Here is a 13,571-nt window from a genome sequence, read left to right as displayed (position 1 = left end):
CACTCAGACATTGCATCCGCCAAGTGATTCTAAGCCACCCGGTTTATCACTGGTCGGAATTGTTATAACTGAAACTTGAGGGGAACCGGCAGCGTGAGGTGTTACTTCATCAAGTTTTGTCGGAATAGCATAGCCGGTTGCGTGTGTTATTTGTGTGCAGATGTTATTAAAAGTTAACAGAGGATCATCTGCACTGTCTGCAACCAATAATACTCCTTTGATTCGAGAGAAAGCATGCCTATCACCACGAATGGCTTTGAGCCAATGCTGAAAGGCATTAATACCGCCTAAATCCTTACCCGGTACTGGGAAAGGAACATCAATGCCCGGCAGTTCTTTTCTCTTTTCGATGAGTTTACGGAAGAAATTTCTATCTGCTGCGCCTTCGCAAATTATGACAACTTCATTCTTGATTTCCAAGGGTGTTACCGCCGTACTTCGATATCGCTGTCGATTGCAGCCGCTGCATCTGAACCAGACACAGATGTCGCCTTCGTGATGCCTTGATCCTGAAATACTTGAATAAGTGAGAAATCATCACTGTGTTTCTCGATGAGAGGAACAGCTGCTTTCAAGCATTCCCAACTATGCGTACTCAAGAATAACTGAGTATTGGTCTCAACTGCTGATTGATAAAGAGCCTCCCAGAAAATCGGAAACATTTGATAATATATCCCGTTTTCCATTTCATCTATCAATACCACACCACCTTTGAAAATTCTTATGGCGAGTATCAGAGAAATAAATTTATTTATTCCTGATGAAACCAAGGAAAGTGGTATTTTTCTATTACTGTATTTTAAGGTGGCATATAAAAGTGGAAATTGAGTTGGTGCCTGAACAGCAAGGTCAGCGATCTCAGGAAATTGCCTGCAGATTAGATTAACTATATCTTTCGTTTGGTCGTTGACATCTATGCTTATTTGTGAAAACCAACTAGCCATCTGAGTCGCATTTGATTGCCAGTTTGATGAAAAAAACTCAGAATTCGGCCTTAAGTCCTGACCTTGATCAAGATGGAAGTGACCTTGCTGGTTTACCGTTGCATATAATTTATTTGTCTTTCCACCTAGTAATACTCGTTCGAATGCCAGAGGCACAATCGTAGTTGGTACAGATGAACCTAAAGCAAGTTGAGTTGAAGGTGTTATAGGGTTTCTTTGATCAAAATAAATTTTTAGCGAAGTGACTTGGTTTAGCTCATCAGTCAACTTAAATAATATCGAACGCCCCAAATCATAATCATTAAAAATCGAAGCCCATTGAGACTCAAACTGATCTCGTTGTGGATTTGGCGGCATAAACATTGGCACGCCTCTAAGTGAGTTTACCTGCCACGCCACAGTGGGAGTTCCCGTTAGTGCTATACGAATTGCTTCTAAAGCGGCCGTCTTACCTGATGCGCTTCGGCCAACAAGTATGTTGACGCGACTTAAATTTGAAAGCTCTAGTTGCTTGAGAGAGCGAAAATTCTCAACGGCAAAAGATTTGATCATGTGTCACCCAGTGAATGCATTAATCATGCGTTTAACCATCATACATCATTCAGTAGTGAACTTTGCGCAGCGTGTTCTACCGCATTTTCAACACACTAACCACTTGGGTGCGATGGTGTGTTCTTAGTTCCACCCCTTGGGGTGGCGTCTTTCGTCAATCTTTGGTCAACAGATGGTCAACGACCAATCAACGAGCGGTCAACCCTTGGTCAACAGATGGCCAACGACAGGTCAACATTTCGTCAATCTTCGGTCAACAAATGGTCAACGACCAGTCAACAAATGGAGACACGTTGACAGCTAGTGGTGTACGGACAAAAAAGAGGTACCCGTATGCTGGAAATCGACGATCTGATTCAAAAAGTAAATGAATGGCCAGCCGTCTCGCTGCCCGCGAGGCTTGCTCCCTTTGCCGGAGAAATCCGGGTATTACTGAAACGTAAATTCACCACCAGTGCAGAACTGGCCCGTCGCCTCGGCAAAAATCGGGAGGTCTTCCACCGGGCATTGAAGGCTGCCGAAAAAATCAATGATGAATTGATGCGCTCCGGGATTAATCCTCATTCGGAACCTGGACAGTTATCTGTCGCAAAACAGGAGACACCCCGACAGCTAGTTATTGGGAGTGAGGAAAAAAGGAAGCCTCAGATTAATCCTCCAGGCTCACCGCTTAATTTCCAGAGGGCGGGACCGAAGATCGAGATGACCGGCAATGCCATTTATGTGAATGGCCGTCTGGTTCGTCCGACTGACAAGGATTACCCCAATGAGCAAACAATCGAGAACTTGAAACGAGGTGAATTGAAATGATTTTATTTTTTCATGGTGAAAAAGGTGGAGCGGGTAAATCTACTGCGTTGGCCTGGGTTGCTGAGAATCTGATATCACGTGACGAGAAGGTGAATATTGTTGAGGCCGATGATCAGCGGGATATAGCTAACCGCTACGCCACAAACCCTCTTGTAAGCATTTATATGTCACCACTTCAAACCCGTGATGAGAATGCTGCTGACATTTCAATCGGGGTTGAGAAAGTGGTTGAAGCTGCATTCAATGCCTTCGGAGAAAACGGCAACGTCACATTAATCAACCTGCCGGGCGGGGCCTCAGCATTTATCGATCCACTAGGGGATCTGATCGGAGAAACCATCAATGAAGCAGGCATTGCCAGTTATGTGATGTTTTTGGCTGACGGCCAAGCCAACTCGGTTGCAGCATATGAAAAATCCGCCAATTCAGGCATATGTTCAAAGTTGCCGAACATTTTGCTTTTGAACAACTATCGCAACAAACCCTTGTCCTTTGAGTCTGACCACATCATTCCGATACCAGTTCTTCAAGCTGCAATTTTGACGCGATTGACGGACGATATGAGCATTGGTGACCTTCTGGCTGAACCTACGACACCGCTCATCACAAAGACCATGATCAAGAAGTGGATACGGTCGGCTGACGATCTTGTGGGCCTCGTCAAAGGGGCTGAGTGATGGATGACATTACCAAGAATAAGGTTAAAGCAATCTTGATCGACTCCGGCATTCACGAGCCAGAGTCATTGGCACTGATTGAAGCGGTCGCGGTCGCTGTTCACGCAGTAGCAGGACAAAAGAACGCCGAGTTTGAGGAAAACATTAGGCAAGCCACCTCCTCTGCCGAAACTTTACCAAGCAGGATTGATGAAGCTGGGAAGAGATTTGGTCAGGTTCTTTCTGAGGCCGCTACGCCGGTTGCGCAGGGCCTTGGCAAGGTTGAAGTTGTAGTCCAGAGACAACTTTCGGACATCGATAAAAAACTGGAGCAAGCTGCGTCAAAAAAAGTGGACTCGGTGACCGCAGTCTGGGCTGACGCCGCGCATAAGGAGGTGCAAAAACACCTAAAAAATGAAGGCAAACGCAGTGTTCTCATCTGGGGGATTGCCGGGGCGGCGATGGCCGTAGCAATGATGGTGGCGGGTGGACTGATCTGGAATATTGCGATTAAATCCGGCTCAGTTTACGAATGCCAGACTTTTCATGAGGAGCTGTGGTGCAGGGTTAGGAATTAAAAAGTTGTCGTGCTCTTGCTTACTTTGGGAGAGTTTTAAGTAACATGATCACGCGGTTACCGCCGCGTGACGTTTATGCGAAAAGTGTTACATCAAGCTGCCGTTCCTGCGGCGGCTTTTTTATGGTTTTCGAACTGTTGGATTAGGGGGTCTTCAGGGCTGAGTTTCTTCAAAAGAACAAATTCGGGCTCGACCAATTCCGGATTCCGCGGAAACTTCTTCATATTGTTCTTGATTGCGGACGTTATGATGTTTAGGTCGTGTTCATGGTTTTCCCGCATCGGGGGCTGAGGTACGGCATCTGATGCGGGGTCATGCTCCTGCGCCCCCACCCCAGCAAGTCGAATTTTAGCCTCTGCCGCAGACTCACCGGGTCGAGCGGCATCAGCGAGACGTACGGGGTCCCATCCACCTCTGTCCAGAATCCCCTGTGTTGCGCCAATCACGCTATGGGCGCCCCCAAGCAAATAGATCATGATCGCATCTACGTGCTTGTCGGAGACGGCTACTCCACCCCGTAACGTCAACTGCGAAAGTTGGCCGAGGAAGTGTTTCTGAGATGATTTATTGACGCGACCGATCAGCTCCGACCACTTCTCATTCTTTTTGAATAATTCAATACACTCACCCGCCGAAGGCGGCGGCTTCGTACCCTGAGCCAGATGCTCAGGGGTATTGGTATTCCGCGCCTCCGACGCGGGTGAGTTTGTTGTTGTTGGTGGTGTTGGGGAGCTAAGTTGTTGATTTCCTCCCCCAAGGCCACATTGGGGACGGTTACTTATCGCTTCCAACACTAAGCATCTTATTGATTCTGATTCAATTTTATCGATTTGACGAAGCGCGATCGCTTTGCCAACCCCCTTGAATTTATGAATACGAAACCAGTCTTTCACAAATATCTCCCCAGTTTCCGAGTCCATGAAAATTAAATCCCGGTTCTGAATGTTCTGTAAGGCTGCACCGTAGCCGTCAACAGACATCTTTACATCCGTGGCCCGAGAATCTCGATATTGCGAGACGCCGATGCAACTGGTGTCGCCCCCCCATAAATTTATAAGTGCATGCATGTCATCGCTGGTCAAGGATCGGCACCTAGGCCAATGCCAGATGCCTGTAGGAAAAAGGGTAACGTCTCGGCTCATTCCTCACCTCCCAAGTTCAGCTCCAGTTGGGATAGCAAGGCGCAGTCAATGCCGGACCAGCCCTCAGGTGTTGGGGGCCTGGTTACCCACTTCCTAACCTTCGCAAGGATTCGGTAAAAAACAGCCCGAGTAATACCGACCGCCGGGGCCGACGACGTGATCGTATCGGCGCCGCCGACCCTCTTCATTTCCAACAACACTCTGATGATTTTTTCACGATGCCGAATTGGGCACAGCATCATGATTTCATTTAGTTTTTCTTCTCCGTCTTCAGGATCCTGAACCGGTGGAGCGGGAAGATCGAAAAAATCATCTTCACCACCCGAGAAATGAACCTCGCCGCAAGAGCGGTCAATACGAATATTGCGATTATGGAAGCGCCGAGCCAGCCGCGCCCGCGATGCATCATCAGTAAGAAGACATTCGTAAGCCTGCCCTTGATCTATCCGGAGGCCATTGGCAGCGCACTCTCCTTTGAATTCAAGCACTTGATCCATGATTTCGATCTGACTGAGGTCGAGGGGGCGCATCATTTTGCACCTCCTTCAGACAGCCCACGCAGCCTAGCCAACTGAGATTTTTTAGGGCGACCGCCCTTATTTTTAGTTGAGTTTGTTGGTTTATCTGCGCCTTCAGGCGGCCATTCCAGGCGTCCGGCCAGCCAGTCTGAAATAACGGACTCAGATGTAACCATCTGGTTTCCAAGCATTTTATGTGGTATTTGATGTCGGTTGCGGAAAACTGTCTTAATGCTGACCTTCAACCGCGCCGCGAATTCAGGCGCCCCCGTGTAAATTTTGTCAGCGGGGTTCTGTTCTTTTTTGGATTTCATCATGTTGCTTCACCAATCTTAATAAACTGATGAAGTCGAGAATTTCAATGACTTATTTCGTCATCTCGACTTCCTGGGGTGTTCCTGGAAGTCGATGTTTTTGGGGGGACGCAAGTCAGGGGCAGTTGGGCAAGAAGAAAATGAAACAAACCGAGGGGCTAAATCGTTCTCAAATCTTGGGGTTTGAGGTGGTCGCCGAGCGGCCTTTTTGAGCACCTCTTCGGAAACGGCCCCCACCGCCCCTGCAAAGGCAAGAAAAATCAATGCCAAGAAAAGCAATCCAGCGATCAACGAGCCTGTGAATACAGAGAAAACACCTTGGATTACCGAAATTGGGGCGGCTAATAAAAATAACGCCGAGGCAAGACAAAGAAGCCCCACCCACGCCTTCCGAAAATCGAAAAAACGGAAGAATGCTGAATCGCTCGCTAGGCGCGCAACTGGGGTTAAGAAATGGATGTTCTTGTACATGTCCCCAAGAGTACCTTCGAGACTTCATAAGTCCAAATAGGCCATTGATACAAAAGGGATATGCCATTTTTTTGGTATAACCAAAAATGTTTTGGCGTGATCGAAATTAGTATGTGACTCTATGTCACCCCTTTTCCAAAATCATGCATCTGATTGTTTTTTTGAGAAATGATCTCTTTTGAATTAAAAAACCGAAAAATGGAGGTTTTTTTCCCAGAATGCGAAACATGACCGCACTTTGTTGCGGAGGGGTCTTGGTGCAATGGTGCAATTTTGGTGCAATTGATGGTGACTTTGTTTGACCTTTAAAGTCGCTATGAGTCCCTAGAAGTCCATGCAATTGATTGATTTTATTGGTGCCCGGAGCCGGAATCGAACCGGCACGAAGTTTCCTTCGAGAGATTTTAAGTCTCTTGTGTCTACCAGTTTCACCACCCGGGCAAAGAGCACACAATTTTACCGGAATCTTTATGAACTGTAAATTTCCAAAACAGTCAGCGAACAATGCCAACAGGAAGGCAGTAGTCTGATTCCGTATCCAGGCATCAATCATTGACGTTGTGTATCAACTCGGGTCTGCAATTGGCAGGATTCGGCATCGAAATGACACGGGGGACGTCGAATCCTCGCCATCATTCAGGTGCCTTTTGAAGCTGTTTTTGGTATGAGAGGTTCAATCCTTATTGAAATATCAGCCAGAGTGCACTGATCCAGTTCTTCAAAAAAAGCATTTAGCGCCCTATGAAACAAGTATTTGAGCTGGCAACTTGGAAGAAGTTGGCAATTTTGCCTCTCTGGGGAGAAACATTCCACCAAGTTCCAGTTATTTTCTAGCGCGCGTACAACATCACCGACACGTATCTCATTGCTTGGGCGGTTAAGTTTTAACCCGCCATTTTGTCCTCGCTTTGCCTCGACAAAGTTTTGTTCAACGAGCGTGTTGATGACCTTCATCATATGGTTGCGCGATATGCGATGGAACTCAGAGATCTCACGGATTGTTAGGAGTCGAGGTGAGTTGTTCTTTTCCTCTTGCGCTAACAGCATAAGTGCGCGAAGAGCGAAGTCGGTCTGTTGGTTCAGTTGCATACGAAACCCTGATTATTTATGTTGTATTTTTCTTACATCATAACTGTGCAACGGGAAATCAACCAGAATTCTTCTTGTAATACTAAATGTTGCATATATTATGCATCTATGAATGTAGCTTTATAATATTCTACCGCAGGAGATGCCGATGAGAAGACATGCTCAACTTCAGCCACTATCTCGCTCGCACCATCAAACTTTGCGCCTTGCACGTCAGCTTAAACAAGGAAAGTGGGATCCGGATGACTTTCGAGCGAAAAAATTAGAACTTTCACACCACTTCAGCGAGGAAGAGGATTTATTTTCGAGCTTGGTTTATGGCTTGGCTGACACGCATCCAATCATGGCGCAACTATCTCGCATGATTTTTGAGCATATTGTGATTATGGCGATGATCTCACGTCTTGAGCGCAGCAATTCCATGAAAGATCGAGAACAAATTATTGCCTTGGGTACGTTGCTCTCAGAGCATATTACATTCGAGGAACGTGAGCTTTTCCCTAGTCTTGAACAGTGTTGCTTAATTAATTCAACAACTGATGTACTCATGCGATGAAATCACCAGTTTTGTTCAGTATTGGTTTTCGTCCTTGGTTCTTGCTCTTTCTAGTCAGTGGGGGCCTTATGTTTTCAGCTTGGGGGCTACCTTGGCTGATCACATCGACTGGTTTGCACATTAATATTGAATTATTTCCAGCGCTCATGGATTGGCGATGGCACGCTCATGAAATGATATACGGATTAGGCTTCGCTCTTCTTGCCGGCTTCTTGTTGACTGCGGTGCAGAACTGGACGGGACGACGACCACTACCACCGATTGAGCTGTTTGTAACAACTGCGATATGGCTGTGTGCACGTTGCACTTTTTTATTCTTTGGAATGCACAGCGTATGGGCTTACATTTTATCAATAATCCCAGAGATAATTGTTGGTTCAGCTATTTTGGTTGCCATTATCCGTACCGGTCAGTGGCATAATCTTTTATTTCCATTTTCTTTATTGCTTATTGCTTTTTTGGACAGTTATTTTGGCATCCATATCAATGAACCAAATTTACAAGGGCAAGTTGCCGTTATGGGTCTATGGCCGATACTTGCAGTCTTATTATTTGTTTCGCAACGCATTATCCCGGCATTTACCGCCGGTCGGGCGGGTAAACGCTCCAATTCTTTGGGGAATTACGCCGCCGTTACTTTTGGCGTAGCGCCATTCGTGCTGCTGCTTTTAAGTTTTATTCCGCAAATTCCGGGAAATACACTGCTATGGAGCGCGACCTCAACAATAATCATTCTTCTTGGTTGCTGGGGCGTATTGCGTTGGTGGCACCCAGTTGTGCGTCGTGAACCCATGTTGCTGGTGCTTTATGCCGGTTTCGCACTGACATTGGCAGGCTTACTTATCATGACACTGAGTGTATTGTTTTTTACGAATACCAACATGGCTGCAATGTGGTGGGATGCCGGAATTCATGGAGTGGGCCTTGGAATACTCGGTGTTCTGGGCCCTGGAATGTTGTTGCGTGTGAGTGCGGGTCATAGTGGACGCATTATCGTTATGCCCAACTGGCTCCGTGTTTTTTTTATTGCCACTCCGCTAATTTGGTTATTACGTGTCTTCGCGCCAGTTCTTGGATACAACCCTCTGATGCTCGGATTATCTGCCTGGGGAATGGCTGCAGTCTATTTTTCATTGCTATTTGCTGTGGGCCCCTGGCTTGTATCGCCTCGGGCCGATAGGCGATCTTAATTCTCAGAAAAGAGAATGTTTGTTCAATTAACGTGAGGTATTATCGTGAATGAATTTGATATTGAAAATCAAGATGACCAAAAAATTGCCAGTGCAGATTCTTCTCGCCGAGCGGCAAAATGGTTTAACTACGGAACTATAGTCGCGGCAATTATTCCTGTGCCGTTATTTATTTTCTGGACCGGCCTCTCAATGCTGATCTATGCGCTAAATAAACATCATCCGAACCCTATGGTTGGAAACTACACGCAAAAAGCAGCATATCGATTTTATGGTGTTGCAGGTGCATCAGTCGCGGTAGCTGTGTTCTTCCCTCCTCATATTATTTATTACCTGGTGGTTTGGGCGATTGCTGCCTTAATTCTTATTCCCGCTTCACTGAGGGATATTTATCTTATAAATCATGATGCATGGCATGACGTAGTAATTGAACCGCACAAGCCATTTGCTGATCTTGAGAGCATTTAAACCAAAATCCAAGGAACCTCTGATTAAATCGGAGGTTCGGTGCGGCGTTGGGATGTGACGCCATGAACGACCATGCAAGTGATTGTTCATGAAGAAAATCAAAAATCACACTTTTTGATTTTCGCCCTCTGAAAAACTCCAGGAAGGAGTTATTAGGAGCTTCCCCAAATGAAACGCCCCAAGTGATCTCCGCCTTGACGGATACGGCCCAAATATTAACTGGGCGCGGCACAGAACCACGGCATTCAACACTGAAATAATGCACATGCAGATGAGTGCCGCCCATCTGCATTCAAGCGCTCAAGACTGAATCACCGCAACATACCCTTCGCTGATTACCGCAGAGATGAGATCAGTCGGGTCCATCTCGCCATGAACAACAGCCGAGCCCGGCTGCAGGTTTACTTCAACGTCGGTTACGCCCGGCACGTCCTTTAGAGCCTTGGTCACCGCGCGGACGCAGTGTTCGCAGGTCATGCCGGTAATATTCAATTTAATTTCACTCATTGCTGATCCTCATGATTGGAAGCCTGTCACTAACCGCGTACAGACTCGGCGACGCGCATGAGCTTTTCACGCACTTCGTGACCGACCTTGTCCACCCCGGGCTGGTTGACCATCCCAAGAACGGATACCGGATCCATAAACACGACGCTTACACTGTCATCCGGCTCTGTGCGCACGACAACGTTACAAGGCAACAAGGCACCGATGTCAGGCTCTGCTTCCATTGCTTGATGGGCGAATGTCGGGTTGCAAGCGCCCAGAATGATGTAAGGCTTCCGCTCGATACCCAATTTTGCTTTGAGTGTGGCGGCCACATCGATCGTGGTCAGCACACCAAAGCCTTCCTGCTTCAATGCCTCGGTAACCATTGGAATGGTTGATTCATAATCTTTCGGGCTGGTGACGGAGAAAACGTAAGAACTCATGGGAAGTACCTCTAGGTTATGGGGTGAGTCGGGATATTGGTTGATTGGGTGATTGGAACTGGTTGGAATGCTTTGAGTCCCTTGAGACGAAGACTGTTCCCCAACACGAATATCGAGGACAAGCCCATTGCCACCCCGGCCACCATTGGATTGAGATGAATGCCGATCGAAACGGCAACGCCCGCAGCAATTGGTATCAAGAGAATATTGTAGAAAAATGCCCAGAATAGATTGCCGCGAATATTGGATAAGGTGTGTCGCGCGACGGTTATTGCCGTAACCACCTCACGCAATTGGCCGCGTGTGAGCGTGACATCAGCCGCCTCGATGGCGATATCTGTTCCCGAAGCCAGCGCAATGCCAACATCTGCTTGAGCTAATGCAGGTGCATCATTGATACCGTCACCAACGAATGCAACGCGACGTCCCTTGGATTGAAGTTCGCTAACCACCCTGGCCTTATCCTGTGGGCGAATTTCTGCGTGCACTTCATCGATACCCAATAGCGCGGCAACCGTTTGAGCGGTTCGCTTTGCATCGCCGGTCACCATGGCGATCTTGATACCCCGCTGGCGCAAGGCATCAACCACGCTTTTTGCTTCCGGTTTAAGTCGATCCGCAATCGCCAGCCAGCCGAGAAACAAATTATCCGATGAGACAAATACGGCCGTATGACCAGCTTCTTCTAATTGAGCGACTTCTGTGGGATTCGAGCCGAGATCCACGCTCTCACGTTCAAGAAAATGGCGGGAACCGACACGCACCTTGTGCCCTTCAATCATGCCTTCTATGCCATAACCGGCAATAGAGCGAAAATCTTCAGCAATAGGCAAAATGAGTTTGCGCTGATCAGCGGCAATCACAATGGCTCGCCCCAGAGGATGCTCGGATCCCCCTTCAAGAGCAGCCGCCATACGAAGGGCTTCATCGGGCGATGGGCCGCCGATATCCGATAAAGTCGGCCGTCCTTCGGTCAATGTGCCCGTTTTATCAAACAGAACCGTATCCACATGGGAAAGCGTTTCCAATGCTTCGCCTTTGCGAAATAGCACACCCAACTCTGCCGCACGCCCCGTGCCCACCATAATGGCAGCGGGCGTTGCCAACCCCATGGCGCAGGGACAGGCGACCACCAGCACGGCGACAGCAGCGACAAGAGCCACACTGACATTGCCGGTTAATACAATCCAGGTAATGAAGGTAATCAGGGCAATGGCCAGCACAACGGGTGTAAACACGCGAACAACGCGATCAGCCAGACCCTGTATCGGCAGCTTGCCCGTCTGCGCATTTTCAACCAGCTTGATGATCTGAGCCAGAACGGTATCACGACCAACCGAGGTCGCCTCGATCACCAGCCGTCCATCCTGATCGACCGTACCGCCGACGACCTCATCGCCCTGCCCTTTGGTGACAGGCAATGGCTCGCCCGTCAACATGGATTGGTCGATGTGGGCACGCCCCTCGATCACGCGCCCATCCGTCGGAATACGCTCGCCGGGGCGCACGACAAATCGATCACCTTTATGCAGTTGCGCCAAGGGCACATCTCGTTCAACACCGGATTCATCAAGGATATGCGCCGTTTTCGCCTGTAAATCAATCAGTTTTCGAATCGCAGCGGACGTTCTGCCCTTGGCGAGTGCTTCCAGATATTTGCCAGCCAATACGGCCGCAATAACGACAGCGGACGAATCAAAATAGACATGCCTGGCCTCGACCGGAAACAAGAAGGGGAAAACCAGCACCAACACACTGTAAGCGTAAGCCGCTCCTGTGCCGGTCGCGACCAGTGAGTTCATATCCGGCGAGAGGTGACGATAGGCGATAAAGCCCGGTTTGAAAAAACGGCGACCGGGGCCGAACAATACAACCGAGGCAAGGGACAGTTGGACCCAATCCCAAAAATTCGGGAAGGGACTGATTCCATCCATCACGCGCTCGAACTCGGGGATGAACATGGCGCCCATGGATAAGAACATAATACCCAGAGAGAAACCGGCAGCTAGAATCACGTCACGCTTCATGGCGGAGAGGCTCTCCTGCTGACGGTTATCATCCGACTTCACACCATCGGAATGGCCATCAGCAAAACCATCGACAAGGCTGGCGCCATAACCCGCTTCCGTCACCGCGGCAATCAACTCATTCGGCTCAATCATCGCCGGGATATAGCGAACATGAGCACGTTCGGTCGCCAGATTCACCACGGCATCCACTACAGCGGGCAAACGTTTCAATGCACGCTCAACGCGCCCGACGCATGATGCGCACGTCATCCCTTCGATTGCGAGATCTATCTCGGCGACAACCGGTGCATAGCCGACATCCCTGATGACTTCAATCAAGTCGGTGGTACGGATCTGTTGCGGGTCGAACTGGATCGTTGCCTGTTCGGTTGCGAGATTCACACTGGCGGCAGCCACACCGGGAAGTTTGGCAAGACCACGCTCGACGCGCGCGCTGCAAGATGCGCACGTCATACCATCAATACGGATGTAAAGATCAATGAGTTTCATCACAACAATCGTCGCCCAAGGAGCGAAAAGAATTTCATCATCAGAGGTTAACTCATTAGTAATGCAGAATCTCGTCGCAACGCCAAGAATTCATGCAGCGCTCATAAAACGTTTCAATCGAGCCAAACCGTCTAGCAGCATACCGAGTATGACAGAAGCACACATAAACATATCATTTAAAGCATTAGGCCATCACGGGCAACCTTTACTCCTGCCTGAAACATACATTTGCGCACTCGAACTGAGCATTCTGATCAAACTCGGCGGCGTCTCAATCGACAGGCAACCCAGCCACTGAAAGAGCAGACCAAGCCGAATTAGATCTGGGCGATGTGATTCGTGCACCATCAGACCAACGATAACCGGAATCTCAAGGGTATTCAATACAAGCGGCCGATCAACACCATGGCGAAAGGTCCATATTATGGAATCTAGTGTTGGTTAAGTTTCGACCCCCGTCACTACCACAACCCAGATGCAAGCAGACAGCCGACATTCGCGGCCCTAACATTTCGATAAGAATCCGATAAAAATCGGAAAGCAATTCATACCAATTCAAAGATTTATAGATCTTAATTGTGTATCGTTGTGGAATGCAAGCGCATCAAGATATCAAGTATGCTAAAAATGTGATTGATTTGATTGGATAAAGCGCCGGCCAAGCCGATACAACCACTCAACCTAAAGCACTGGCACGTGATGTCTTTCTAAGATTGTGATCGACCAAGCCAGCACGACAATTTCTAACAATTCGCACTGAGCATTGAGACCAAAAGAGCGTATCTAACGAGAACCAGATCATAGATTAGTTCCTATGTCGAAGATAGAAAAT

General features: G+C 48.2%; 16 protein-coding genes and 1 tRNA gene. 6 read left to right on the top strand and 11 right to left on the bottom strand.

The genetic code is table 11. The features are described 5' to 3' along the window. Nucleotides 1-3: 3 nt before the first annotated feature. Nucleotides 4-420 (bottom strand): DUF3226 domain-containing protein, encoded by a 417-nt coding sequence (locus HNEAP_RS12665; RefSeq protein ID WP_012823816.1) that lies wholly within the window; start codon nucleotides 418-420, stop codon nucleotides 4-6. Between the two features lie 5 nt (nucleotides 421-425). Beyond that, nucleotides 426-1,496, bottom strand: coding sequence for an AAA family ATPase (locus HNEAP_RS12495; protein WP_012823815.1), 1,071 nt, complete (start codon nucleotides 1,494-1,496; stop codon nucleotides 426-428). Between the two features lie 333 nt (nucleotides 1,497-1,829). Here HNEAP_RS12495 and HNEAP_RS04735 point away from each other — a divergent pair, with 333 nt between their 5' ends. Genes HNEAP_RS04735 through HNEAP_RS04725 form a run of 3 tightly spaced genes read left to right on the top strand, consistent with a single transcriptional unit; the run spans nucleotide 1,830 to nucleotide 3,540 of the window. Beyond that, complete coding sequence (locus HNEAP_RS04735) at nucleotides 1,830-2,306, top strand: hypothetical protein (RefSeq protein ID WP_012823814.1); 477 nt, start codon at nucleotides 1,830-1,832, stop codon at nucleotides 2,304-2,306. Next, nucleotides 2,303-2,983, top strand: coding sequence for a division plane positioning ATPase MipZ (locus HNEAP_RS04730; RefSeq protein ID WP_012823813.1), 681 nt, complete (start codon nucleotides 2,303-2,305; stop codon nucleotides 2,981-2,983). The genes HNEAP_RS04735 and HNEAP_RS04730 overlap by 4 nt, the downstream gene beginning before the upstream one ends. Next, complete coding sequence (locus HNEAP_RS04725) at nucleotides 2,983-3,540, top strand: hypothetical protein (protein WP_012823812.1); 558 nt, start codon at nucleotides 2,983-2,985, stop codon at nucleotides 3,538-3,540. The genes HNEAP_RS04730 and HNEAP_RS04725 overlap by 1 nt, the downstream gene beginning before the upstream one ends. Nucleotides 3,541-3,632: 92 nt before the next feature. Here HNEAP_RS04725 and HNEAP_RS04720 read toward each other — a convergent pair whose 3' ends face one another. The 6 genes from HNEAP_RS04720 to HNEAP_RS04695 form a co-directional block, all read right to left on the bottom strand. After that, a complete protein-coding gene (locus HNEAP_RS04720) occupies nucleotides 3,633-4,520 on the bottom strand; it encodes a hypothetical protein (RefSeq protein ID WP_041600365.1) in 888 nt (295 codons plus the stop codon). A 158-nt stretch (nucleotides 4,521-4,678) separates the two neighbouring features. After that, nucleotides 4,679-5,215 carry a hypothetical protein gene (locus HNEAP_RS04715; RefSeq protein ID WP_012823810.1) on the bottom strand — a complete coding sequence of 179 codons (537 nt, stop codon included), beginning with the start codon at nucleotides 5,213-5,215 and terminating at the stop codon, nucleotides 4,679-4,681. Then, nucleotides 5,212-5,517, bottom strand: coding sequence for a hypothetical protein (locus HNEAP_RS04710; RefSeq protein WP_041600364.1), 306 nt, complete (start codon nucleotides 5,515-5,517; stop codon nucleotides 5,212-5,214). The genes HNEAP_RS04715 and HNEAP_RS04710 overlap by 4 nt, the downstream gene beginning before the upstream one ends. 57 nt (nucleotides 5,518-5,574) lie before the next feature. Beyond that, nucleotides 5,575-5,985, bottom strand: coding sequence for a hypothetical protein (locus HNEAP_RS04705; protein ID WP_041600363.1), 411 nt, complete (start codon nucleotides 5,983-5,985; stop codon nucleotides 5,575-5,577). Nucleotides 5,986-6,339: 354 nt separating this feature from the next. Next, a tRNA-Leu gene (locus HNEAP_RS04700) sits at nucleotides 6,340-6,426 on the bottom strand. 195 nt (nucleotides 6,427-6,621) lie between these two features. Continuing rightward, a complete protein-coding gene (locus tag HNEAP_RS04695) occupies nucleotides 6,622-7,074 on the bottom strand; it encodes an Rrf2 family transcriptional regulator (protein WP_012823808.1) in 453 nt (150 codons plus the stop codon). A 148-nt stretch (nucleotides 7,075-7,222) separates the two neighbouring features. On the opposite strand from HNEAP_RS04695, the gene HNEAP_RS04690 reads away from it, so the two are divergent. Genes HNEAP_RS04690 through HNEAP_RS04680 form a run of 3 tightly spaced genes read left to right on the top strand, consistent with a single transcriptional unit; the run spans nucleotide 7,223 to nucleotide 9,288 of the window. Beyond that, on the top strand, nucleotides 7,223-7,630 hold the full coding sequence (locus HNEAP_RS04690) for a hemerythrin domain-containing protein (RefSeq protein ID WP_012823807.1): 408 nt from the start codon (nucleotides 7,223-7,225) through the stop codon (nucleotides 7,628-7,630). Then, nucleotides 7,627-8,820: an NnrS family protein gene (locus HNEAP_RS04685; RefSeq protein ID WP_012823806.1), complete on the top strand. Its 1,194-nt coding sequence runs from the start codon at nucleotides 7,627-7,629 to the stop codon at nucleotides 8,818-8,820. Before HNEAP_RS04690 ends, HNEAP_RS04685 begins: the two co-directional genes overlap by 4 nt. A gap of 45 nt (nucleotides 8,821-8,865) precedes the next feature. Next, complete coding sequence (locus HNEAP_RS04680) at nucleotides 8,866-9,288, top strand: hypothetical protein (RefSeq protein ID WP_012823805.1); 423 nt, start codon at nucleotides 8,866-8,868, stop codon at nucleotides 9,286-9,288. Between the two features lie 300 nt (nucleotides 9,289-9,588). Here the strand turns inward: HNEAP_RS04680 and HNEAP_RS04675 are convergent, their stop codons facing one another. The 3 genes from HNEAP_RS04675 to HNEAP_RS04665 are packed head-to-tail and all read right to left on the bottom strand — an operon-like array spanning nucleotide 9,589 to nucleotide 12,739. Further along, nucleotides 9,589-9,795 (bottom strand): CopZ family metallochaperone, encoded by a 207-nt coding sequence (locus HNEAP_RS04675; RefSeq protein WP_012823804.1) that lies wholly within the window; start codon nucleotides 9,793-9,795, stop codon nucleotides 9,589-9,591. A 29-nt stretch (nucleotides 9,796-9,824) separates the two neighbouring features. Next, entirely contained in the window at nucleotides 9,825-10,220 is a 396-nt protein-coding gene (locus tag HNEAP_RS04670) for a DUF302 domain-containing protein (protein WP_012823803.1), read from the bottom strand. Between the two features lie 11 nt (nucleotides 10,221-10,231). Then, nucleotides 10,232-12,739 carry a heavy metal translocating P-type ATPase gene (locus tag HNEAP_RS04665; protein WP_012823802.1) on the bottom strand — a complete coding sequence of 836 codons (2,508 nt, stop codon included), beginning with the start codon at nucleotides 12,737-12,739 and terminating at the stop codon, nucleotides 10,232-10,234. Nucleotides 12,740-13,571: the final 832 nt, after the last annotated feature.

The organism is Halothiobacillus neapolitanus c2 (assembly GCF_000024765.1).
Lineage (GTDB): Bacteria > Pseudomonadota > Gammaproteobacteria > Halothiobacillales > Halothiobacillaceae > Halothiobacillus > Halothiobacillus neapolitanus.
The sequence above is the reverse complement of the archived record's forward strand: the minus strand, read 5'-3'. Positions and strand labels throughout refer to the sequence as shown.